This window comes from Streptomyces sp. NBC_01275 (assembly GCF_026340655.1).
Lineage (GTDB): Bacteria > Actinomycetota > Actinomycetes > Streptomycetales > Streptomycetaceae > Streptomyces.
The window spans coordinates 4,240,302-4,263,315 of sequence record NZ_JAPEOZ010000001.1 but is presented as its reverse complement, the minus strand read 5'-3'; the positions used below and the strand labels follow the sequence as shown (position 1 = coordinate 4,263,315).

Below are 23,014 nucleotides of genomic sequence, written 5' to 3'. Positions count from 1 at the left end.
ACTTCCCCAGTCGCCGCCGCACCCGAAAAGGTTGCCGCCCCCGGTGGCTCCCGTCTCACTCCCGCCCCAGCACCACCGTCCCCGAAGAGCAGAACCACCCCCCGGTCCCGGAGGCGACGCCCAGCCTCGGCAGCTCCCCGTCCCGTCCCCGCACCTGCCGCGCCCCCGCCTCTCCACGCAGTTGACGTACCGCCTCCACCAGCAGGAACAGCCCCCGCATGCCCGGGTGCTGGGCCGACAGCCCGCCCCCGTCCGTGTTGACCGGCAGCTCCCCGCCCGCCGCCCTCAACCGCCCCTTCTCCACGAACGCCCCGCCTTCTCCCTTCCCACAGAAACCCAGGTCCTCGAGTGTGACGAGGGTCATGTAGGTGAAGGCGTCGTAGATCTGGGCGAAGTCCATCTCCTCCGGCCGCACGCCCGCCCGGGCGAACGCCAGCCGCCCGCTCACCGCCGCCGGGGACACCGTGAAGTCGTCCCACTCGGACATCGAGGCATGCGAGACGTGCTCCCCCGTCCCGAGGATCCACACCGGGGACGTACGGCAGTCCCGTACGTACTCCTCGGCCGCCAGCAGCACCGCAGCGCCGCCGTCGGAGCGTAGACAGCAGTGCAGCCTGGTGAAGGGGTCGGCGATCATCGGGCCGGAGAGGACGTCGTCCACCGTCACCGGGTCGCGGAACATCGCCTCCGGGTTCAGGCCCGCGTTCGCCCTCGCCTGGACCGCGACTTCCGCCAACTGCTCGACGGTCGTGCCGTATTGGAGCATGTGGCGGCGGGCGGCCATCGCGTACTTGGCGATGAGGGTGTGGCCGTAGGGGACCTCGAACTGGAGGGGGCCGCGCGCGCCGAAGGAGAGGGTGCCGGTGCGGCGGCCCGCCCGGACGTCGGCGCGGGCCGTGGAGCCGTAGACCAGCAGGACGGCGTTCGCGTGGCCGGCGGCTATCGCGTCCGCCGCGTGCGCCGCCATGACCTCCCAGGTCGAGCCGCCCACGGACGTGGAGTCGACCCAGGTGGGGCGCAGGCCGAGGTAGTCGGCGACCTCGACGGGGGCGAGCATGCCCAGGCCGGCGGAGGCGAAGCCGTCCACCAGATCCCGGCCGAGCCCGGCGTCCGCCAGCGCGCGGCGGGCCGCCTGGGCGTGCAGGGCGTACGGCGTCGCGTCGTCCACCCGGCCGCAGTCGGAGAGGGCCGCACCGACCACGGCCACATTTCGGTTCCCAGAAACACTTCCAGAAGCCATGAATCTGACGGTACATCAGATCCGGGCTCCGGCGGCAGACGCCGTCGCCTCCCGCGGCCTCCCGTCGCCCCCCGCGACCTCCCGCCGCTCCTCGTCCCTGCTCGCCGTCCCCCGCCGCCCCTTGCGGCACCTCGTCGTCTCTCTGGGCATTCCCGCCCCCCCGCCCTAACATGACGGACCGTCAGATGCGGACGGAAGGGCCGCCGAGGTGCCAGGGAAGGGTCAGTCATGGACGCCAGCCTCACCGCCGAGCAGGACGAGATCCGCCGTACGCTGCGCGAGCTGCTCCACAAGCGGTGCGGCTCCGAGGAGTTGAGGGCCGCCCTCGCCACTCCCGCCGGACACGACCCCGCCCTGTGGACCGTCCTCGCCGACCAGTTGGGCCTGCCCGGACTCGCGCTTCCGGAGGCCTACGGCGGCGTCGGGTGCCCGGTCACCGATCTCGCCCTCGCCGCCGAGGAGACCGGCCGGGCCCTCGCCCCCTCCCCGCTCGTCGCGACCGCCGTCCTCGCCGCACCGCTGATCCTCGCCCTCGGCACCGACGCCCAGCGCGCCCACCTGCTCCCCCGCATCGCCTCCGGCGCCCTGACCGCCGCCCTCGCCGTTCCCGGAACCGCTCTCGCCACCGCTCTCGCCCTGACCGGGGTCAACGGCGGCGACTGGGCCGGCGGCGGACGGGCCGGGGGAGTGCAGGCCCGGTGCGTCCAGGGCGCGTGGCGGCTGTACGGGGAGGCCGCGCAGGTCCTCGACGGGCACAGCGCCGGGCTGCTGGTCGTCGCCGCCCACACCGGGGGGTTCGTACGGTCCCGGCCGCTGCTGTTCCTGGTCCGGGCCGACGCCGCCGGTCTCGTCCGCGCACGGCAGACCGCCCTCGACGCGACCCGACCGCAGGCCCGCGTCCAACTCCGCAATGTGGAGGCCGAGTTGCTGGGCGGCGAAGGGGATGCGGGGGGCGCGGAGGCGGACGTGCCCAAGGCCCTTGCCCAGACGGGCGACCGTGCCGCCGCCGTCCTCGCCTGCGAGGCGGTCGGGGCCGCAGACCGAGCGCTGGAGCGGACCGTCGAATACGTTGGACAGCGCGAGCAGTTCGGGCGGGCGATCGGCTCCTTCCAGGCTGTGCAGCACCGGCTGGCCGACGTCTACGTCCAGGTCCAGGCGGCCCGCTCCGCCGCCTACTACGCCGCCTGGGCCACCGCCCATGGCGAGCGGGTCGGCGGGCTCGCCCTCGCCCAGGCCCTGGAGGCGCTGCGCAGTGCCGCCGGGGAGGCCGTCCAGCTGCACGGCGGCGTCGGCTTCACCTGGGAGCACGACGCCCACCTGTACTTCAAGCGGGCCGCCGGAGACGAACTGCTGTTCGGACCCGTGCACCGGCTGCGCGCCCACGCGGCCGACGAGGCCGGACTCTTCGACCGTACGGAGGTATCGGTGTGATCGGCGTTCGGCTCGTCCAGAGGGTGTCCTCGACCCGGTCCTTCGCGAAGGTCGCCCCGCATGTCATCCCCGCGCTCGACCGGGCCGTCCATCGGCTTACCCGGGGAAAGGTGCTGCTCAGCGCCCAGATGCTGCCGGGGGTGATCCTCACGGCGACCGGGGCGAGGAGCGGTCGGCCGCGCCGTACGCCGCTGGCCTGCATGCCGGAGGCGGACGGCGCCGGCTGGATCCTGGTCGGCTCCAACTTCGGCCGCACCGGGCACCCCGCCTGGACCGCCAACCTCCTCGCCCACCCCGACGCCGAGGTCAGCTGGCAGGGCGCCGACATCCCGGTGACGGCGCGGCTGCTGGCGGGAGAGGAGCGGGCGGCGGTCTGGAAGACGCTGCTGACGTTCTGGCCGCCGTACGCCACCTACCAGGCGCGGGTGGAGCGGGAGATACGGCTGTTCCGGATCGTTCCTCGGTAAGCGGTTTCCGATGTTTCCCGGAATCGGACTGTTTCGGGGAAGATCTACCCCATGGACGACGTGGACCGGAAAATCCTTGCCGAGTTGCAGCAGGACGGGCGGCTGACCGTGACCGAGCTGGCCGCGCGGGTGCGGCTGAGCGTCTCGCCGTGCCACCGTCGGCTGCGGGAGCTGGAGCGGTCCGGGGCGATCAGCGGCTATCGCGCGGTCGTGGAGCCGACCGCCGTCGGGCTGGCCTTCGAGGCGCTGGTCTTCGTCTCGATGCGGCAGGAGGACCGGGACACGGTCGCCGACTTCGAACGGGCGGTGGCCGAGGTGGAACACGTGCTGGACGCGCAGCGGCTGTTCGGGGAGCCGGACTATCTGCTGCGGGTGGCCACCGCCGACCTCGCGGCCTTCCAACGGCTGTACGACGAAAGGCTGACGACGCTGCCGGGCGTGCAGCGGCTGACGTCGACGCTGGTGATGAAGCACGTGGTGCGGGACCGGCCGCTGCCCGCGTGAACAGCCCGCGTGAGCGTGAACAGCCGCGGCGACAACGCGCGTGAACAGCCCGGGAGCAGAGCGAAAGGCCTTCCACAGCGCGGCAGGCGGCGGCCACCCCGTGGGTGGGCCGCCGCCTGCCAGACAGGACTTGGAGCCGGGAAAAGGCGATGCCGGTGCGGTCGGCTATTTCGTCGGCTTCTTGCCGGTGATGCCCAGGTGCACCAACAGGGCCAGGTTCGGCTTGAGTTCAGCCTGCTTGACGCCCCACGTCGTGAAGCCCTTCTGGTGCGAGGCGACCGCCGCGAGCATCGCGACCAGCGAACCGGCGACCGCCGCCGGGTTCACGTCCTTGTCGACCTTGCCCTTGGACTGCAACTCGGCGACCGCGTCCGCCAGGGAGTTGTTGACCGAGTTGAGGATCTTCATCCGGAGTTTGTAGAAACGCTTGTCGCCCTCGGCCGCGCCGAGATCGACGACCCGCAGGATCGCGTCGTTCCTCCGCCAGAACTCCAGGAACCCGTCGACGAGTTCCTGCGCCGTCTGCCAGCCCGCCTTGCCGACCCACGACCGGCCTTCGAGCAGCGCGGTCAACTCCGCGCCCTCGGCGGCCATTTGCTCGGCGATCTCCAGTACCGCGCCCTCGACGTCCGGGAAGTACTGGTAGAAGGTCGCGGGCGAAGTGCCCGCCTTCCGGGCGACGTCGATGACCTTGACGTCCCGGTAGGGAGAGGAGCTGAGCATCTCGCTGAGGCAGTCGAGCAGCTTCTGCCGCGTCGCCTGCCCGCGTCGACCGGCCACGCGGCCGTCGACGGTACGCACTTGTCCTGTCATGCCGTCAGCTTACCGAGGGGTGATCGGAGCGCGATTCGGCCGACTGCAAATGGGGTGCGCGGGCGTGCGGAGACGGGTGTGCCTGGTCTGCGGGCTGCGTGAACCGCCGTTAGTTTGGCTGCATGGCCGAAAACAGGGCATCGGTGAACACAGAGGGTGACGCCGGAGGCGTCGAGGAGGGCGTCCCCTGCTGGGTGGACGCCCAGCTCCCGGACGTCGACGCGGGCAGGCGTTTCTACGGCGAGCTCTTCGGGTGGACCTTCGAGGCCGCCCATGGCTCCTCGGTGTGGGGGCTGCTGGACGGAGCGCCCGTCGCCGCGCTCGCCCACAAGACGGACGGCCGGATGCCCACCGTGTGGACGGTGTACTTCGCGACCCCGGACGTCACGGCGACCGCCCGGCGGATCCAGGCGGCCGGCGGGCAGGTGGTGATGGCCCCGCTGCCGGTCGACGGGCAGGGCGTCGCCGCGCTCGCCGCCGACCCCGAGGGCGCCGTCTTCGGCCTGTGGCAGCCCGGCAGCCACCCCGGTTTCGGCGTCCGGCACGCCCCCGGCGCCTTCGCCTGGGCGCAGCTGTACGCCCGGGACACCGACGCCGCCAACACCTTCTACGGCCATCTCTTCCACGCGGCCCTCTTCGGCCCCGGCGCGCATCCCGACTTCGGCCGGGCCCCGGTCGCCGACGTCTTCCCGGAGATGATGCCGCCGCATGTCCTCGTCCATTTCGGCGTGGAGGACTGCGAGGCGGCCCTGGGCACGGTGAGCAGGCTCGGCGGGCGCCTCCAGGCGGGCCCGTTCACGGCGTCGTACGGCACGGTGGCCGTCGTCACGGACAATCAGGGGGCGTCGTTCGCGCTCCTCCAGCGCTGAGCCGCGTACGGAAACGCAGACGGTAACGCGTACCGAAACAGGGGGCGGGACACGTACCGAAGACCCGTCTTTGCCCTCATATGAAATGAGACACCCCGATTGCCCCCGGGTTCGCCACCAGCCGCCCGGCCAGGAAGAATCGGGGTGCGTGCCGCCACGGCGGTGCGGTGGTGAGACGCTGCACGGGGCCGTGTACACAAGTGGGTGACGCGGTTCGTACGGGGAGGTGGCAGGCAAGTGGTGGATCAGCTGACGCAGCACGACCCGCGGCGGATCGGGCCGTTCGAGGTGCTGGGACGGCTGGGTGCCGGCGGCATGGGGCTGGTCTATCTGGCACGCTCGGCGTCCGGCCGGCGCGTGGCGATCAAGACGGTCCGCACCGAGCTCGCCGAGGACCAGCTCTTCCGCGTGCGCTTCACGCGCGAGGTGGAGGCGGCCCGGGCGGTCTCCGGCTTCTATACGGCCGCCGTGGTCGACGCCGACCCGCGTGCCGCCGTGCCCTGGCTGGCCACCGCGTACGTCCCCGCGCCCTCCCTCGAGGAGATAGTGAACGACTGCGGGCCGATGCCGGCCCAGGCGGTGCGCTGGCTGGCGGCGGGCGTCGCGGAGGCGCTGCAGTCCATCCACGGCGCGGGGCTCGTCCACCGCGACCTGAAGCCGTCGAACGTGCTGGTCGTCGAGGACGGCCCCCGGGTGATCGACTTCGGCATCGCGTCCGGCGTCTCGAACACACGTTTGACGATGACGAACGTCGCCGTCGGCACCCCCGCCTACATGTCCCCCGAACAGGCGAAGGACTCGCGCAGCGTGACCGGCGCGAGCGACGTCTTCTCGCTCGGCTCGATGCTGGTGTTCGCCGCGACCGGACACCCGCCCTTCCACGGCGCCAATCCGGTCGAAACCGTTTTCATGCTGCTGCGCGAGGGCCCGGACCTGGAGGGCCTCCCGGACGAGCTGCGTCCGCTCATCGAATCCTGTATGCAGATGGAGGCCACGGCCCGCCCCAACCCGGCCGACCTCCAGGCCCAGCTGGCCCCCCACCTCTTCGGCTCCGGCTCCGACGACAGCGGTACGGCGTCGGCGTGGCTGCCCGAGAAGGCGGTCACCATGATCGAGACGCGGCGCGGCGGCCGCCCGGCGAAACCGGCCCCCGTGGCCGGCCCCCGCAGCGGAGGCGGGGGAGGCGTGGGCCTGGCCCGGCCCGCCATGCCTGCCCTGCCGCCCCCGCCGTCCCATGACCCGGTCGTGCCCGCCCGCACCGCCCCCGCGCCCGTCGCCGTCGGCGCCCCCGACATCGGCCCCATCCGGCTGGCCGGCGCGGCCGTGCCGATCGGCCCCGGCCCCCGCATCGCCGACGTCCGCGCCACGGCCGCCATGAAGGCGCCGGTGCCCGAGGCCGGCCTGGTCGCCAACTGGTCCCGGCTGCACCCCGGCGTCAACGGCGCCGACACCGCCGTACCCGCGCCGCCGAGCGCGCCCGCGGAGACTCCCGCGGGCTGGCGGCCGTGGCGTTTCCGCATGTCGAACGATGTGTGGGGCACGCCGTCGGTCGCCGGGGACCTCGTCTACGTCACCTCCTTCGAGGTGCACGCCCTGGACGTGGCCACCGGCCGGCGCCGCTTCAAGACACGGGACGTGGCCTGGTCGACGGCGGTCGCGGACGGCCGCGTCCACGCCTCCGACGGCCCCACCCTGTTCGCCCTGGACGCCCGCGAGGGCGCCGACCTGTGGCGGCTGTCGACGGACGCCTGGGTGTACGCGCTCAAGGCCGACCGGGGCACGGTCGTCACCGGCACCCGCGGCGGCGGAGTCCAGGCCTGGGAGGCCTCCACCGGCCAGAAGCTGTGGGAGATCTCCGGCTGCCAGACCGACTTCGAGTCCCCGGAGGCGGGCCCCGCGCTGCACGACGGCACGGTCTACGTCTGGCAGGACGCCCGGCTCAGAGCCCTGGACGCCCGCACCGGCGACGAGCGCTGGTCGTACCCGATCGGCGACACGGCGTCCTGCGGCGGCGTCCCGGTCCGCGTCACGCCCGCCCCCGACGGCTACGTCTACCTCTCCGCCGGCACCCGCGTCCTCGCCGTCGACGTGGCGAGCGGCAGGGTGCGCTGGCACTTCGAGGCCCCCGCCGTGTTCCTGTCCCCGCCGTCCTTCGTGCCGGGCCCCGCGGTGACCGGCGGCGGGGTGTACCTCGCCGACTACCTCGGCACCGTCTACGCCCTCGACGCCACCGACGGCCGCGACCGCTGGCGCATCGCCACCGAGGCCCGGGCGTCCGTCGAACCGGTGCTGGTGGCCGCGGGCCATGTCCACGTCGGCAGCGGCAAGGGCCTCTACACCCTGGACGCGGTGACCGGAACGCCGAAGTGGCGTTTCCAGGCGGGCGGCGACATCGTCGGCGCGCCCGCGGTGGCCGAGGGCCGCATCCACTTCGGCTCGACCGACCATCTGCTGTACACCCTGAAGGCCGACGACGGCCGACTGCGCTGGAAGCTGGCGACCGGCGGCGAGATCACCGGCTCCCCGGTGGTCCGGGACGGCGTGGTGTACGCGTGCAGCAAGGACCGCTGCGTGTACGCGCTGGACGCGGAGAAGGGGACCGGGACGGCGAGAACGGCGTAAGCGGCCTCTGGGAATCTCCCGTCCGGGACGGCCGTCGTGCCGGGTGCACGGAAGGGGATCCAGACGGCGGCCGTCGCTGCGGGGAGCGGTCCGGCTCGGTCTGCCTCCGCTCTCATCCCAGACGCTACGCCGGGGACGGGGCGGTCGCCACGCGGTGACATGGCCGTGACAGGGGTTGCTTATGGTGTCCTTATGGAACGACGGGGGCACACACAGAGGCACAGGTTCAGGTTCGCGGCGGTGTCGGCACTGGTCGTACTGGCGCTGACCGGGTTCTCCACCAGCAAGAGTCACGGGCACCGCAGCAGCAGTGACGGCAGCGGCGGGGGCGGCGGATGCAGCAGCTCCAGCCAGGACCACGACAGCTCGTCGTCGACGTCGGGTTCCACGTCAGGTTCCACATCGGGTTCCGCGTCCGGCTCGTCGTCGAGCGGCTCGTCCGGGACCTCCAGCACCTCCACCGCGCTCCTGGACGCCGAGGTGAAGCTGGTGAGCTGCGCGACGAAGGACAAGCCGTACGCCACGATCGAGGTCACCAACATCGACGACCGGGCCGGCTCCTTCTACGCCGACGTCACCTTCCTGGACGCGAACGGCGACACCGTCGACGCACGCGGAGTGGCGGTCCGGGTCGACGCGCGCAGCGTGGCGACGGCGAAGGTGCAGCTGACCGACGAGGCCACGGCGGCCGAGGTGGACCACTGCGAGGCGTCACCGCTGGCGTCGGCGGAGTAGCCGACTCCCCTGCCGGGTGCGGTGGCCGACTCCTTCACCGGGTGCGGTGGTCGGAGCCGCGCCGTCCGGCGAACAGCTCCGCCTGCCGCTCGGTCGGCAGATTCCCCAGCGAGATGAGATGCGGCGCCTGCGCGAACCCCATCGCGCGCGCCGCCTCCTTCGCCGACCACAACGCCCGCACGGTCCCCTGGACCCCGGCGGCCGGATACCCGGCGATCACCCCGGCACAGGCGACGGCGGCGGCCAACGCCCCGCCCGCGTCCGTGAGTTCGGAAACGAACCCGACCTCATGCGCCCGCCGCGCCGAGATCCGCTCGGCGGTCCCCATCAGCATCATCCGCGCTGCCTCCCCGTACGGCATCCGCTGCGCCAGCAGCACCGACTCGTACGCGCTGACCATCCCGTACGTGGTGTGCGGGTCGAAGAACTCGGCGCCGTCCCCGGCGACGACGAACTCGCACTCCCCGAGCAGATAGAAGGCGCCCCCGCAGGCCATCCCCTCCACGGCGGCGATCACCGGCTTCCACAGGTCGTTCGCCTTGGGGCCTACGGTGAGCAGCGGATCGTCCTGCATATAGGGGGAGTCGGGCTGCGGCACGACGGCGTCCCGGTCCAGCCCGGTGCAGAACGCCCGCCCCGCGCCGGTGAGGACCACCGCCCGCACGGAGTCGTCGAAGCGCAACTCCCGCCAGATCCGCTGCAGTTCGCCCACGGTGTCGAGGTCGAGGGCGTTGAGCTTCGCGGGCCGGTCGAGGGTGACGACGGCGACGCCGGCGTCCTTGTCGACGTTCAGCAGCACGCTCACGGCCGCTCCAGAACCCATTGCGGAAACCCGTTTCCGTCGAACACCACCTGCACCCGGGCGCCGATGCGGACGCGGTCGGGGGAGAGGGAGTCGAGCGCCGCCCCCGCCTGCGTCACCAGGTTGCCCACCAGCCGTATCCGGGGCGCGTCGGCCAGCTCGACGACGATCACGTTGTAGGGGGCCTGGGCTGCGTAGGCGGGGAGCAGCGGCGGGTGGGGGACGACGTAGGACCAGATCCGGCCGCGGCCGGAGGTGGGGCGCCACTCGCTCGCGAAGGACTGGCAGTGCGGGCAGCAGGGGCGGGGCGGGAAACGGGGCTCGGCGCAGTCGGCGCAGGTCTGGACGCGGAGTTCGCCTTGGGCGGCGTACTGCCAGAAGGGGGCGCCGTCGGGGTCGGTGACCGGGGTCAGCATGGATTCAGCTCCTGTTGGTGAGCAGCAGGGCGGACGTCGGGACTCCCTCGCCGGCGGTGACCAGGCAGGATGCGGCTCCGGGGACCTGGGCGGTGCTGGTGCCGCGCAGCTGCTTCACGCCCTCGTTGATGAGGTTGAACCCATGGACGTAGGCCTCGCTGAGCCCGCCTCCGCCGGTGTTGAGGGGCAGCAGCCCGCCGCTCTCCAGGGCGCCTCCCTCGGTGAACGCGCCTCCCTCGCCCCGGCCGCAGAAGCCGTAGCCCTCCAGGGAGAGCGGGACCAGGGGCGTGAACGCGTCGTAGATCTGGGCGACGTCGACGTCCTGCGGGGTGAGGTCGGCGTGCTTCCACAGATGGCGGGCTGCGGCCCAGGCGGGGCCGGTGAGGGGGTCGTCGTTCCAGTAGTTGACCATCCCGTGGTGCTGGGCGGGCAGCCCCTGGGCGGCGGAGTGGACGTAGACCGGCTTGCGGCGGCAGTCGCGGGCACGCTCGCTGCTGACGACCACACAGGCCAACGCCCCGTCCGTCTCCAGGCAGTTGTCATAGAGGCAGAGCGGCTCGCTGATCCAGCGGGACGTCATGTACATCTCGCGGGTCAGGGGGCGCTCGTACATCACGGCGGCGGGGTTCTGGTTGGCGCGGTTGCGGCAGGCGAGGGCGACGTTGAAGAGGTGGTCGCGGGTGGCGCCGTACTCGTGCATATAGCGGCGCGCGAGCATGGCGATCTCGTCGGCGGGGCGCAGCAGCCCGAAGGGCCTGGTCCACTGGGCGGGCGTGGGGAGTTGAACGGCGGTGTTGGTCCACGGCCGCGGACCGCTGCCTCGCTTCCTCGACCGCCAGGCGACCCCGACCGTCGCCTGCCCCGAGGCGACGGCGGCGGCGAGATGGGCGACGGTCGCGCAGGAGCCCCCGCCCCCGTAGGGGATGCGGCTGAAGAAGGTCAGGTCGCCGAACCCGACGGCCTTCGCCAGCTCGACCTCGTCGGTCTCCTCCATGGTGTAGGAGGCGAGGGCGTCGACCTCGGCCGGGGCGATCCCGGCGTCGTCGAGGGCGGCGAGGACGGCACGACAGGCAAGCGTCTTCTCGTCCTCGGGGAGGCTTTTGGCGAACGGGGTCTGCCCGATGCCGACGATGGCGGTGGCGTCCTTGAGCCCTGAGCCTCCGGTTCCGCCGGGTCTTCCGGTCACGGTGCGCACCTCCGCAGACGGACGGCAAGCTGACAGGTCGTCAGGCTACAGCTAATCTGACGGGTAGTCAGCTCCCGGTTCCGCCGGGGACTTTCGGGGTCTTCCAGGGCCCCTTCTGGCTGGGGAGGCGTGCTGTGGGCGAAGACGTGGCGCGGGGCGAGCAGCGGGACGAAGGGCGGCGCGAAGGGCGGGACGGGTGGCGGGGCGAGTGGAAAAGCGTTCCGGAACTGGTCCGTTGGGCGGCCGTGCGGTACGCGGACGCCGAGGCGGTCGTGGAGGGCCGGACGAGGATCTCGTACGCCGAACTGGGCGCGCGGGTGGAGCGCGCGGCGGCGGCCTGCATCGCGAACGGCGTGGAACCGGGCGACCGCGTCGGGATCTGGGCGCCCAACTCCCTCGACTGGCTGGTCGCCGCACTGGGCGCGGTGTCGGCCGGGGCGGTGCTGGTCCCGCTGAACACACGGTTCAAGGGCACGGAGGCGGCGTACGTGCTGCGCCGCAGCGGGGTGCGGCTGCTGTTCGTGACCGGCACGTTCCTGGGGACGTCGTACGTGGCCTCGCTGCGGCGGGCGGCGGGGGAGGGGGAGGGGGTCGGTGAGGGGTTGGGGGGAGTGCGCGGGCCGCTGCCGGGGCTGCCGGCGCTGGAGCGGGTGGTGGTCCTGTCCGACGACGCCCCGCCGGACTTCGGCACCTGGAAGGACTTCCTGGCCGGCGGGGAGGGCGTGGGGGCGACAGAGGTGCGGGCGCGGGCGGACGCGGTGGACGGTTCCTGGCCCTCGGACCTCGTCTTCACCTCGGGCACCACGGGCCGCCCCAAGGGCGCGGTGATCACCCACGCGCAGACGCTACGGGCGTACGCCATCTGGACCGACCTGGCCGACCTGCGCCCCGGCGACCGCTACCTCATCGTGAACCCCTTCTTCCACACCTTCGGCTACAAGGCGGGCGCGATCGCCTGTCTGATGCGGGGCGCGACGATGATCCCCCAGCCGGTGTTCAACGTCGACACGGTCCTGGCGAACGTCGCCTCGGAACGCGTGTCGGTGCTGCCCGGCCCCCCGACCCTCCTCCAGTCGCTGCTGGACCACCCCTCCCGCGACAAGTACGACCTCTCCGCGCTGCGCCTGGTGGTGACGGGCGCGGCCGTGGTCCCGCTGCGGCTGGTGGAGCGGCTACGGGGTGAGCTGGGCGTCGAGACGGTCCTGACGGCGTACGGACTCTCCGAGGCGAGCGGCATCGTCACGATGTGCCGCCGCGGCGACGAACCGCAGGTCATCGCGTCGACCTCGGGCCGGGCGATCCCCGGAACGGAGGTGAGACTCGTGGACGAGCAGGGCAGGGCGCCGGCCCCGGGCGCACCCGGCGAAATCCTGGTCCGCGGCTTCAACGTCATGCGCGGCTACTACGAGGACGAGTCGGCGACAGCTGAAGTGCTGACGCCGGACGGCTGGCTGCGCACCGGCGACGTCGGCGTCCTGGACCCCTCCGGCAACCTCCGCATCACCGACCGGGTCAAGGACATGTTCATCGTCGGCGGCTTCAACGCGTACCCGGCGGAAATAGAACAACTCCTGGGCCTTCATCCCGACGTCGCCGACATCGCGGTCATCGGCATCCCGGACCCCCGACTCGGCGAGGTCGGCAAGGCATACGTGGTCCGGCGACCGGGAGCGGTGTCGACAGGCGACGACCTGATCGCATGGGCCCGCCGAGAAATGGCGAACTACAAGGTGCCGAGGTCGGTGGAGTTCGTCCGCGAACTCCCACGGAACGCGAGCGGGAAGGTGCTCAAGGGGGAGTTGCGGGTGAGGGGGGTGCTGGAGTGAGCCCCCGTCGGAGACGTGAACGTCGGGCCGCTCGCTTCTGAAGGGCGCTCCCCGTGGGCCGGTGGGGGTGGGGGGAGTCGTTGGTGGGGGGTTGGGGCCAGGGGCGGGGGGAGGAGGGTGGCGGCTGGTGTGCGGGAGAAGACGGCCGCCGAACGGTGACTCGCGACCAGCCGGGGGTTGAGGAGCTGCACTGCCCGAAGCCGCGTGAGGAGGTCGGGGCACCGACCGGGTTCGGCCCAGGCGCCCCTTCTCAGGAGGGTCCAGCCGTCCGCGCGGAGCGCCCGCGTCAGGCTTCGCCCGGGCCATCCCGCGTCAAGGGCACGCGACGTGAGGAGGACTCCCTCCTCTGCCAGCTCCCCCAGCGCCCTTCGCTTCACCCACCCAAGATCGCAGTTCGGCCCGATCTCCGCTCGGCCTGTGGATAACCGCCCTTGGGCGTGGGGTGCGAGCGGGGCGCTTCGAGTCGCTGACCGGGGCGACACCAGGTCGGCCGTGGCCGTGGCCGTGGCCTCGCGACGGCGGGGGATGACATGCCGAAGGGGCCGGACTTGAGTCCGGCCCCTTCATCGAGCTGCCGAGTTACCCCGCGTGGTTCTCGGCGGACGTCGGGCTGTTCGCACGCACCTCGGCCGCGGCGGCCCCCCTCCGCGCCGCCGCGGCCGATCTCCCGTCGTGGTCTGGCCTTATGCCTCTTCGGAACCGGCGTGGTTCTCGAGGGTCTTGAGGACGCTGGCCTCCACGCTGCCGGCGTGGTTCTCCAGAGGCTTGATGGTCTCAGTCTCGGCGACGCTGCCGGCGTGGTTCTCGAGCGGCTCGACCGTCGATCCGTCGTCCGGGCTGCCGGCGTGGTTCTCCAGCGTGGTGATGTCCTGCTTCTTCGTGGCACCGCTCATCGTCGGCAACTCCCTGTCGAACGTGCTGAATCGAAGCCCGCCCGGTGACTCCCCCACGGATTGCCGGGCAGGCAGTTCAAGGCCTTTCACCCTATTGGTGCGGCCAGGTGCCGAGCCGTCGGCCCCCTCGACGCGACGGGACGACACCCATGAGCATGGCGAGCGCGGATAAACGAATGATGAACGTCGGATCCGGCTGGTCGATCAAGCGGCGGCGGCCGGCCGGAGCAGAGCCTTCACCTGCTCGACTTCGGGGGCACCGGATGCCTCGTGGATGTTGAGCGCTTCGCTCCAGCATGCCCTGGCCCGGTCTGTCTGGCCGATCTGCTCGAGAGCCTGCCCCAACGTGGTCAGCACGTTCGCCCGCATCCACTCCCCTCCGATCACTCGGAGAGCGAGGGCTCGTTCCGCGTGCTGTGCTGCCAGCGCCGGACGGCCGCTCGCCAGATAGGCCTCGGAGATACGGAAGTTCGCGGAACCCTCCCAGAGCCGCTGCCGGTTCTCTTGGAAGAGCCGGAGAGCTTCGCTGAGATGCTCGAGTGCCTCGCCGTACCGGTCGGCGGCGCTGAGGGCGATCCCGAGCGCAAGCCGACCGTTGGCGAGGCGCACCGTCAGCCCGAGCTGGTCGTATATGGCGACTCCGCGTCGGGCGAGCTCGACCGCACTGCCTGTGCGGCCCAGCTTGACCTGAATGCGCGAGAGGTTGCACAGGGCGCTGGCCTCGCCCGGCAGATTCCCGTCGGCGCGGTAGTTGGCGATCGCCTCCTGAAGGTGCCTTTCTCCGTCGTCGTTGCGGCCTTGGTAGAAGGCGATGATCCCGCGGTCGTTCGGAACCCAGCAGCATGGGGCGAGATCCGCCGCCTCCCGGGCGAGGAGAATGGCGATTCGCGCCTCTTCGTCGGCCTGCGTGAACCGGTCGGAAACCATGAGGGCGTTGGTCAGCGCGGTGCGTGCACGTGCTTCGGACCGGCCGTCCCCCGTCTCATGGGCCAGGTCGCGCAGCGCCACTGCGGTCGTCTCGTACTGGTAGGAGTTGGCGCCGGACTCCGCCAGGTCCTTCGCGACCCAGAGCAGATCGACGGCCCGCCTGAGCATTCCGCCTCCCGCGCTTTGGCGTACGCAGGCCAGGAGGCAGTCGGCTTCGGCGAACAGCCAGTCGACCGCACCCGCGGAGTTGGTGAAGCTCAGCCCCGGATACTCGGTCCTCTCCAGATGGTTCACCAGCCGATCCCCTGGCCGCTCGATCGCGTAAACCCCCGCCGCGGTGGCCAGATAGAAGTCCAGCAACCGAGACATGGCCGCCTGCCGCTCACTGGGCGGCCACTCGTCTCTCTCCGCACAGGCACGCGCGTAGAGCCGCACCAGATCGTGGAACCGGTACCGCTCAGGAGCCGCAGAGTCCAGCAAGGACGTGTCCACCAGGGACTCCAGTACGTCCTCGGTGTCGTCCTGGGGCAGGTCCAGGACCGCTGCCGCCGCGGCCAGGGAGATGTCCGGGCCGTCGGCCAGGCCCAGGAGGCGGAAGGCGCGGGCCTGGGCGGGCTCGAGTTGGCCGTAGCCGAGTTCGAAGGTCGCCTTCACGGCCAGGTCGCCGGCCTGGAGTTCGTCCAGTCGTCGGCGCTCGTCGGCGAGCTTCGCCGCGAGGACGGAGACCGTCCAGGTGCGGCGGGCGGCCAGGCGGGAGGCCGCGATGCGGATCGCCAGGGGGAGGAAGCCGCAGGCCGCGACGACGTCGAGCGCCGACTCCCGTTCCGACGCCACCCGTTCCTCGCCCACGATCCTGGTGAACAGGGCCAGTGCCTCGTCGGGGGACATCACGTCCAGGTCGACGAGGTGCGCGCCCGCCAGGTCCACCATCCGCACCCGGCTCGTGACGAGCGCGGCGCATCCTTCGGTGCCGGGCAGCAGGGGGCGTACCTGGGCCGCGTCCTTCGCGTTGTCCAGCAGGACGAGGACCCGTCGGCCGTCCAGCACCGAGCGGTACAGCGCAGCCCGTTCCTCCAGGGAGTCCGGGATCGCCGAGTCCGCGGTGCCCAACGCCCGTAGGAACGAGCCCAGTACGGTCTCCGGTTCCGCCGCCCTCGCCCCGGCTCCCTGGAGATCGACGTACAACTGCCCGTCGGGGAAGGTGGACCGGGCCTGGTGGGCCACGTGCACGGCGAGGGTGGTCTTGCCTACGCCGCCGATGCCCGCCAGCGCCGACACGGCCATGACCCGGCCCGTCCCGCCGCCGCCCTCGGGGCCGGACGCCCCGGCCAGCACCTCGCTGAGATCCTTCACGAAGGACGACCGGCCGGTGAAGTCCGGTACGGTCGCCGGGAGTTGCGCGGGCCGTACCGGGACGACCGCCGGTTCGGCGGCGGCCGCCGACGGCTCCGCCAACTCCGGGTCGGCCTGCAGGATCCGCCGCTGCAACTCCCGTAGTCCCGGCCGCGGATCCACCCCCAGCTCCTCGGCCAGCAGCCGCCGGGTGTCCGCGTACACCGCCAGCGCCTCCGCCTGTCGGCCGCTGCGGTACAGCGCCAGCATCAGCAGTTCCCGGAAACGCTCGCGCAACGGGTACGCGGCGGTCAGCGCGGTCAGTTCGGAGACGGCCTCCGCGTGGCAGCCCTGCTCCAGGTCCATGTCCAGGCGGGAGGCGAGCAGGCCCAGCCGCCACTCCTCGAGCCGGACGCGCTGCGCCTCGGCGTACGGGCCGGGCACGCCGGCCAGCGTCTCGCCGTTCCACAGGCCGAGCGCCCGGTTCAGCGACTCCCGTGCCAGGGACAGGTCTCCGGCCGAGCGGGCCTTGTCCGACTCGGTCGCCCACTCCTGCGCCACCGTCAGATCCAGGGCGCCCTCGCCCAGCCCCCGTACGGCGTACCCGCCCGACTCGCTCACCAGGACGCCGGGGTCCAGCACCTTCCGCAGCCGTGACGCGTACGTCCGCACCGCCGCCAGCGCCTGCGGAGGAGACTCCTCGCCCCACAGTGCGTCGATCAGCTCGGCGGCCGTGGCCGTACGGCCCTCGCGCAGCAACAGGGCTGCCAGCAGGGCGCGTTGCTGAGGGGACCCGGTGGCCAGCCGCTCCTCGCCGCGCTGTGCGCGCACCGGGCCGAGCACGCCGAAGCGCAGGTCGGGCTCCCCAGGGGAGCCGGGACGTCTCTGTTCCGGCACACGCGGCCCGCCGTGTTCTGCACGGTCGTCCATCAGGGCTCCCCTTAGGCATCCGAATAACCAGGCCAGTTTGCCCTGTCCGTGCCGGAACCGTCAGCCGTGCGAGACGCCGATCACAAGGCGCCACACGGGCTGCACGGAGCGGACACGCGGACCGCACGCCGACTGCGTGCGGACCGCACCCGGACCGCACGCCCTCCGCGCATCCCATCCACCTCCCGACCAACCTCCCATCCGCATCCCGACCAAGCTCCCGACCAACGTCTCAAGCAACGTCTCAACCAACCCCCTTGACCGATCACCCCGCCCCCGGCGCCCCCGCAGTCCCTCCGCAGTACCCCGCGCACGCTAGCTGACGCACCGTCAGATACGCGCTACCGTGCCCCCATGGAGACCTCACAGCCCGCCACGCCCCTGCCCCGGATCATTTCCGTCGACGATCACACCGTCGAGCCCGCCACCGTCTGGCAGGACCGGCTCCCGAAGAAGTACCTCGACATCGGCCCCCGCACGGTCCGTGCCCCGCTGAAGGAGATGTCGTTCCTCGGCGGCCGCTTCAATCCCGTCATGGGCGAGCCCGGCGACGACGGCCCCGTCGGCGACTGGTGGGTCTACGAGGATCTCCGCCGGCCTCTCACCCGCCTCGACACCGCCGTCGGCTACAGCAGGGACGAGATCAAGCTGGAGGTCATCACCTACGAGCAGATGCGGCCGGGGTCCTACGACGTCGCCGAGCGCCTCGCCGACATGGACGTCAACCACGTCCAGTCCGCCGTCTGCTTCCCCACCTTCCCCCGTTTCTGCGGCCAGACCTTCACCGAGGCCGCCGACCACGAGCTGGGCCTGCTGTGCGTGCGGGCCTACAACGACTGGACGGTGGAGGAGTGGTGCGGCCCCGAGGCGCACGGCCGGCTCATCCCGCTCACCCTGATCCCGCTGTGGGACGCGGAGTTGGCCGCCGCGGAGGTCCGCCGCAACGCCGCCCGGGGCGTGCGCGCCGTCGCCTTCTCCGAGATACCCCCGCACCTCGGACTGCCCTCCATCCACACCGACTACTGGGACCCCTTCCTCGCCGCCTGCGACGAGACGGGCACGGTGGTCGCCATGCACATCGGCTCCTCCAGCCGTATGCCGTCCACCTCCGCCGACGCCCCGCCGGCCGTCGGCTCCACCATCACCTTCGCCAACTCCTGCTTCTCGACGGTCGACTGGCTGATGAGCGGCAAGTTCGACCGCTTCCCGAACCTCAAGGTGATGTACGCGGAGTCCCAGATCGGCTGGATCCCCTACATCCTGGAGCGCGCCGACGTCGTCTGGGAGGAGAACCGCGGCTGGGGCGGCGTCGCCGACAAGGTCCTGCGGCCCCCGTCCGAGCTGTTCGCGGAACACGTCTACTGCTGCTTCTTCGACGACGCCTTCGGCCTGCGCAGCCTGGACTCCATCGGCGTCGCCAACGTCCTGTACGAGACCGACTACCCGCACTCCGACTCCACCTGGCCGAAGTCCCGCGAGGTCGGCGAGGCCCAGATGGGCCATCTGGCCCCGGACGTGGTCGAACGCATCGTCCGCGGCAACGCCATCGACCTGCTGGGGCTGACTCCGGAGGGGCTGTGGGCGGGCGGCGGCAGGCCGTGACCCTCGCCTACGGCATCCAGCTCCCCGTCCAGTCCCAGTCCACGCTCTACGCCGAATCCTGGGAGGCCGCCGCCGGTCCCGAGGAGCTCGTCGAGCTGGCCCGCGCCGCCGACCGCGCCGGCTTCGCCTACGTCGCCGTCTGCGACCACGTGGCGATCCCCCGTCGGCTGGCCGACGCCATGAGCACGGTCTGGTACGACCCCGTGGCCACCCTCGGCTATCTGGCGGGCGTGACCGAACGCGTCCGGCTGCTCAGCCATGTGGCGGTGGTCGGCCTGCGGCACCCGCTGATCACCGCCAAGCAGTACGCCACCCTGGACCATCTCTCGGGCGGTCGCCTGATCCTCGGGGTGGGCGCCGGGCACGTACGGGAGGAGTTCGAGGCGCTGGGGGCGGACTTCGAACGGCGCGGGGCCGTGCTGGACGAGTGCGTCGACGCCCTGCGCGCCGCGCTCGGGCCCGAGGAGTTCCCCGAACACCACGGCAAGTTCCACGACTTCGAGGGGCTCGGCCAGCGGCCGCGGCCCGCTCAGCCCCTGGTCCCCCTCTGGGTCGGCGGCTCCTCGCCGGCCGCCGTGCGCCGGGCCGCGCTGAAGGGGGACGGCTGGCTGCCGCAGGGGGACCCGCGGGACCGGCTGCCCGCGCAGATCGCCCGGATCACCCGGCTGCGCGCCGAGGCGGGCCTCGACGGGCCCTTCGTCGTCGGCGCCATCACCGAGCCCCTGTACGTCGGCCGGCCCGCCTGGGACGTGGGCCGGCGCACCCTCAGCGGGCCCCCGGCCGCGCTCGCCGAGTCCCTGAGCGCGTACGGAGCGATGGGCGTGCACCAGATCCAGGTGCGCTTCCGCAGCCGGAGCCCGGCCGAAGCCGTCGACCAGATCGCGGCGTTCGGCACGGAGGTCGCGCCGCTGCTTCACGACCTTCACGACCTTCACGACCTGTCCGAACAACCCTCTGGCTGAACCTGTCTGACAGCACTTCTTGAATCTTTGAACATGTCCACGCCGACTCACGTACGTACGGACGTACGGACGTGAAGGTTCCGGCGGAAGGACACCTAGTGGTGCGATCCTCCCAGCGATTCTCCGTCGCCCTGGCCTGTGCCGAGGGCGAGTGGCCGCACGACGACTGGCCGGCCCCGGACGACCCCTACGTGCGCCGGGTGCTGCGGACGTCCCCGCCCTACCAGGCGCTCCGCCGCGGCGGGGCGGCGGACGTGGACGTCGTCCTGCTGCGCTGCGCCGAGCCGTCGGCGGCCTTCCCGGAGCTGCTCACCGCGCTGGACGCGCCGGGCGTCCCGGTGATCGTGGTCAGCCCCCGCCGGGACACCGACACGGTGATCGAGGTGTTCGAGCGTGGGGCGGGCTATCTGGTCGAGGGCGACTACTGCACCCACATGCTGTCCTCGGCCGCCCTGGGCGCCACCGTCGGACACACCTACCTCTCGCCGTCCGCGTGCGCCGCCCTGCGCGAGGGGGCCCGCCGGATGCGCACGGCCGGGGACGCGATCGAGCGGCTGCGGGCCCTGCTCTCGCCGCGCGAACGGCAGGTCATGGAACTGCTGTCGACCGGCCTGGGCGCACAGGAGATCGGGCTGAGACTGCGGTTAAGCGAGAAGACCGTCCGCAACAACCTCAGCAACATCTACGCCAAGCTCGACGCCCGGGGCAGCACGGACGCGGTCCTGCGGTGGCTGGGAGCCACCCCCGCCACGCCCGTGCTTCGCAACTGAGAACAATCGAGAACCGAGTGTCGAATACCGGCTACTGTGCCGGAACCTCCGCGAGCGGGATTTCCACGTCGGTGACGTTGCCGCCGCCCTCGCCGAATCCTGGCTCCGCCCTGAGGCTGTTGCCAGAATTCTGGATTCCGTTGGCCTCGGGAGTTCCGCACTTCACGTTCCGCAGCCAGAGCCGGCCGTCGGGAGTTCCGTTTTTCAGGATCTGCGGATAGAAGACGTGCACGGTCGCACCGCCCTCGCTGGGGGAGAAGAACACCTTCTGGCCGTCCTGCGCCTCCTTGTACGTGGCCCGCAGGAATCCGCTCACGTCGGTGCGCTTCGCCGACCACATGAAGAAGCCGATGCTGTCCGCCTGGACGGTGTCCGTCCGGCTGAACGCCATGCCGGTCGCCTTGTCGTCACGCGTGATGTTGATTTCCGTGGTGTTGAACTTCGCGCCGATCTCGAAGAACGAGTTGCCCAGCTTCGAGTCGGCCGCGGCGGTGAATCCGTCCTCCAGCTGAATGGTCCGGGTCACCGAGGTGCTCACGTTGAAGGTCTTCGAGGCGGTGCCCGTCGAACCGCAGTTGTCGGTCACCGCCGAGACGCGCTCGTTGGGGCCGAGGCTGTTCGCCTTGAACTGGACGTCGACGAACTCGCAGTCGTCCAGTTTGTTGGAGTCCGACGCGCAGTCGGCGCTCACCTCGGAGGGGGTGGCGGCGCCGGCCTGGTTCATCAGCGGGATCGCCACGGCGAGGGCCGCCACTGGGGCCAGGGCGAGGGTGATGCGCTTCTTCTTGCTCCGGTGACTTCTCTTGCCGGCAGTGCGGGCGGTGCGGGGCATGGGTCTCTCCTGTGGGGGATGTGGGGTCTGAGCTGTGACTTCGGTGAGCGGAGGGTCAGCAGTCCTCCAGGACCGCCTTGGACGTGCCGTCCACCACGCCGGGTCCGCCCGCGGCGCCCGGCAGCACGACGGGGCCCGTGACGACCTCCGGGGCCACGAAGTTCTGCTCGGGGGAGGGGTTCACGGCGAAGCTCCCGGGATCGGCGTCGATCCGCACCCGCCATTCGCCGGTCATACGCTGGATCTTGGGCGTGAACTCCATGTGGAGCACCTTGCCGACCGGCACCTCCCGCTGTTCCGTGTCGCTCGCCGTCGCCGACTTCACGGTCATGTCCAGGGTGCCCTTGTGCTTGAGCCAGGACCCGCTGAGGAATCCGAAGAGGCCGCCGCCCGCGCCCTGTTGGGTGGCGGTGTACTTGCCCTGTCCCTGGGCCGCCGTCGCCGACCAGGAAATGGACACCTTGGCCGGTTCGGTGGCGTTCGGCTCACAGTTGGGGAAATCGATGGACGACTTCTCGGTGGGGCCGTCGAAGGTCTCGAAATTCGTCTCGACATAGTCGCAGTTGTCGGCCTGGAAACCGTCCGCGAAGGCCCCGCCGAAGTCCGACACCGATCGCTGTTTCCCGCTGACCACCGCGGACCTCTCGCACATGGTCATGATCTGCTCAGGCGTCTTCGCGTCGGCCGCGTTCGCCGACGGCAGCAGGGCGACGATCGCCCCGCCGGTGGCGAGTGCCGCGCCGACGGCGACGAACCGGATCTTCTTGTTCTTGAGTCTCCTCTTTGCCATGCCGAGGATTATGGGAGCCCAGCAGTCGGTAATGACAGGGTCAAATATCCCTACTCGCCGGTCACTTGATGTGTGCTTGTGCAATGCTCCGACGTTTGCCCCGACTCGGGTCCCGGAGCGCACCCTCCCGCGACATCTGACGCTACGTCAGATCCGGCGCTACGATGCTGGACTCCATCGATGCGAAGGGGTGCCGCATGGGCAAGCTGGACGGACGCGTCGTGATCGTCACCGGCGCGGCGCGCGGGCAGGGGGAGCAGGAGGCGCGGCTCTTCGCGGCGGAGGGCGCCGAGGTCGTCGTGGCCGATGTGCTCGATGAGCAAGGGGCCGCGCTCGCCAAGGAGTTGGGGGCGCTCTATGTCCATCTCGATGTGGGCCGGGAGGCCGACTGGCGGTCCGCGGTCGCCGTCGCCGAGGAGGCGTACGGCCGGGTGGACGGCCTCGTGAACAACGCGGGCATCCTGCGCTTCAACGCCCTCGTGGACACTCCCCTCGACGAGTTCCTGCAGGTCGTGCAGGTCAACCAGGTCGGCTGCTTCCTCGGCGTCAAGACGGTCGCGCCGCTGATCGCGGCGGCCGGCGGGGGCACGATCGTCAACACGGCGTCGTACACCGGGGTGACCGGGATGGCGGCCGTGGGGGCGTACGCGGCGACCAAGCACGCCGTCCTCGGTCTCACCCGGGTCGCGGCCCTGGAGCTGGCGAGTCAGGGCATCCGGGTCAACGCCGTGTGTCCGGGGGCCGTCGACACCGCGATGTCCAACCCGTCCCTGCTGGACCCGGAGGCGGACGTCGAGGAGACCTCGCGGGCGCTGGACTCGCTGTATCGCAAGCTCGTGCCGCTGGGCCGGATCGGGCGCCCGGAGGAGGTGGCGCGGCTCGCGCTGTTCCTGACCTCCGAGGACTCGTCGTACATCACCGGGCAACCGTTCGTGATCGACGGGGGCTGGCTGGCCGGAGTGTCCCTGATCTGACGCGGTATCAGCTATTGACGGTGCATGCGCCCGGTGTCAGAGTCGCGGCAGACATCAAATCTGACGGTACGTCAGAAACATATGTGGACTC

Annotated in this window: 21 protein-coding genes; 11 read left to right on the top strand and 10 right to left on the bottom strand. The window is 71.5% G+C overall.

Annotation, left to right across the window (positions count from 1 at the left end):
* Positions 1-55: 55 nt before the first annotated feature.
* Positions 56-1,240, bottom strand: coding sequence for an acetyl-CoA acetyltransferase (locus tag OG562_RS18585; protein WP_266399096.1), 1,185 nt, complete (start codon positions 1,238-1,240; stop codon positions 56-58).
* A gap of 228 nt (positions 1,241-1,468) precedes the next feature.
* Between OG562_RS18585 and OG562_RS18580 the strand changes: the two genes are divergently transcribed.
* From OG562_RS18580 to OG562_RS18570, 3 genes are read left to right on the top strand one after another with little or no spacing between them, the layout of a single operon-like run.
* Positions 1,469-2,671 carry an acyl-CoA dehydrogenase family protein gene (locus tag OG562_RS18580; RefSeq protein ID WP_266399093.1) on the top strand — a complete coding sequence of 401 codons (1,203 nt, stop codon included), beginning with the start codon at positions 1,469-1,471 and terminating at the stop codon, positions 2,669-2,671.
* The gene (locus OG562_RS18575) at positions 2,668-3,138 is read left to right on the top strand and encodes a nitroreductase/quinone reductase family protein (RefSeq protein ID WP_266399090.1); all 471 of its coding nucleotides are present in this window, start codon (positions 2,668-2,670) and stop codon (positions 3,136-3,138) included. The genes OG562_RS18580 and OG562_RS18575 overlap by 4 nt, the downstream gene beginning before the upstream one ends.
* A gap of 51 nt (positions 3,139-3,189) precedes the next feature.
* Positions 3,190-3,642, top strand: coding sequence for an Lrp/AsnC family transcriptional regulator (locus tag OG562_RS18570; RefSeq protein WP_266399088.1), 453 nt, complete (start codon positions 3,190-3,192; stop codon positions 3,640-3,642).
* Positions 3,643-3,807: 165 nt separating this feature from the next.
* On the opposite strand, the gene OG562_RS18565 is transcribed toward OG562_RS18570, so the two are convergent.
* A complete protein-coding gene (locus OG562_RS18565; RefSeq protein WP_266409379.1) occupies positions 3,808-4,443 on the bottom strand; it encodes a TetR family transcriptional regulator in 636 nt (211 codons plus the stop codon).
* Between the two features lie 134 nt (positions 4,444-4,577).
* Here OG562_RS18565 and OG562_RS18560 point away from each other — a divergent pair, with 134 nt between their 5' ends.
* A complete protein-coding gene (locus OG562_RS18560) occupies positions 4,578-5,324 on the top strand; it encodes a VOC family protein (RefSeq protein WP_266399085.1) in 747 nt (248 codons plus the stop codon).
* Positions 5,325-5,561: 237 nt separating this feature from the next.
* Positions 5,562-7,946 carry a PQQ-binding-like beta-propeller repeat protein gene (locus tag OG562_RS18555; RefSeq protein WP_266399083.1) on the top strand — a complete coding sequence of 795 codons (2,385 nt, stop codon included), beginning with the start codon at positions 5,562-5,564 and terminating at the stop codon, positions 7,944-7,946.
* 290 nt (positions 7,947-8,236) lie between these two features.
* On the opposite strand, the gene OG562_RS18550 is transcribed toward OG562_RS18555, so the two are convergent.
* Entirely contained in the window at positions 8,237-8,458 is a 222-nt protein-coding gene (locus OG562_RS18550; protein WP_266399081.1) for a hypothetical protein, read from the bottom strand.
* On the opposite strand from OG562_RS18550, the gene OG562_RS18545 reads away from it, so the two are divergent.
* Positions 8,436-8,681, top strand: a complete 246-nt coding sequence (locus tag OG562_RS18545) for a hypothetical protein (RefSeq protein WP_266399079.1) — start codon at positions 8,436-8,438, stop codon at positions 8,679-8,681. The two genes, OG562_RS18550 and OG562_RS18545, sit on opposite strands and share 23 nt — an antisense overlap.
* 34 nt (positions 8,682-8,715) lie before the next feature.
* Here OG562_RS18545 and OG562_RS18540 read toward each other — a convergent pair whose 3' ends face one another.
* From OG562_RS18540 to OG562_RS18530, 3 genes are read right to left on the bottom strand one after another with little or no spacing between them, the layout of a single operon-like run.
* Positions 8,716-9,486: an enoyl-CoA hydratase/isomerase family protein gene (locus OG562_RS18540; RefSeq protein ID WP_266399076.1), complete on the bottom strand. Its 771-nt coding sequence runs from the start codon at positions 9,484-9,486 to the stop codon at positions 8,716-8,718.
* Positions 9,483-9,899: a Zn-ribbon domain-containing OB-fold protein gene (locus tag OG562_RS18535; protein ID WP_266399073.1), complete on the bottom strand. Its 417-nt coding sequence runs from the start codon at positions 9,897-9,899 to the stop codon at positions 9,483-9,485. Before OG562_RS18535 ends, OG562_RS18540 begins: the two co-directional genes overlap by 4 nt.
* Positions 9,900-9,903: 4 nt before the next feature.
* Entirely contained in the window at positions 9,904-11,085 is a 1,182-nt protein-coding gene (locus OG562_RS18530; protein WP_266399071.1) for a lipid-transfer protein, read from the bottom strand.
* 146 nt (positions 11,086-11,231) lie between these two features.
* Here OG562_RS18530 and OG562_RS18525 point away from each other — a divergent pair, with 146 nt between their 5' ends.
* Complete coding sequence (locus tag OG562_RS18525; RefSeq protein WP_323187658.1) at positions 11,232-12,911, top strand: FadD3 family acyl-CoA ligase; 1,680 nt, start codon at positions 11,232-11,234, stop codon at positions 12,909-12,911.
* Between the two features lie 683 nt (positions 12,912-13,594).
* On the opposite strand, the gene OG562_RS18520 is transcribed toward OG562_RS18525, so the two are convergent.
* Positions 13,595-13,804, bottom strand: a complete 210-nt coding sequence (locus OG562_RS18520; RefSeq protein WP_266399070.1) for a hypothetical protein — start codon at positions 13,802-13,804, stop codon at positions 13,595-13,597.
* Positions 13,805-14,008: 204 nt separating this feature from the next.
* Positions 14,009-16,993 (bottom strand): BTAD domain-containing putative transcriptional regulator, encoded by a 2,985-nt coding sequence (locus tag OG562_RS18515; RefSeq protein WP_266399068.1) that lies wholly within the window; start codon positions 16,991-16,993, stop codon positions 14,009-14,011.
* Between the two features lie 354 nt (positions 16,994-17,347).
* Between OG562_RS18515 and OG562_RS18510 the strand changes: the two genes are divergently transcribed.
* From OG562_RS18510 to OG562_RS18500, 3 genes are all read left to right on the top strand, one after another.
* Complete coding sequence (locus OG562_RS18510; protein WP_266399065.1) at positions 17,348-18,595, top strand: amidohydrolase family protein; 1,248 nt, start codon at positions 17,348-17,350, stop codon at positions 18,593-18,595.
* Positions 18,571-19,557 (top strand): LLM class F420-dependent oxidoreductase, encoded by a 987-nt coding sequence (locus OG562_RS18505; protein WP_266399061.1) that lies wholly within the window; start codon positions 18,571-18,573, stop codon positions 19,555-19,557. Before OG562_RS18510 ends, OG562_RS18505 begins: the two co-directional genes overlap by 25 nt.
* A gap of 101 nt (positions 19,558-19,658) precedes the next feature.
* A complete protein-coding gene (locus tag OG562_RS18500; RefSeq protein WP_266399060.1) occupies positions 19,659-20,327 on the top strand; it encodes a response regulator transcription factor in 669 nt (222 codons plus the stop codon).
* A 31-nt stretch (positions 20,328-20,358) separates the two neighbouring features.
* On the opposite strand, the gene OG562_RS18495 is transcribed toward OG562_RS18500, so the two are convergent.
* Together OG562_RS18495 and OG562_RS18490 are read right to left on the bottom strand one after the other, a co-directional pair.
* Complete coding sequence (locus OG562_RS18495) at positions 20,359-21,159, bottom strand: hypothetical protein (RefSeq protein ID WP_266399057.1); 801 nt, start codon at positions 21,157-21,159, stop codon at positions 20,359-20,361.
* Between the two features lie 55 nt (positions 21,160-21,214).
* Complete coding sequence (locus OG562_RS18490) at positions 21,215-21,949, bottom strand: hypothetical protein (RefSeq protein ID WP_266399054.1); 735 nt, start codon at positions 21,947-21,949, stop codon at positions 21,215-21,217.
* 197 nt (positions 21,950-22,146) lie between these two features.
* Here OG562_RS18490 and OG562_RS18485 point away from each other — a divergent pair, with 197 nt between their 5' ends.
* On the top strand, positions 22,147-22,923 hold the full coding sequence (locus tag OG562_RS18485) for an SDR family NAD(P)-dependent oxidoreductase (RefSeq protein WP_266399051.1): 777 nt from the start codon (positions 22,147-22,149) through the stop codon (positions 22,921-22,923).
* The last annotated feature ends 91 nt before the right edge of the window (positions 22,924-23,014 follow it).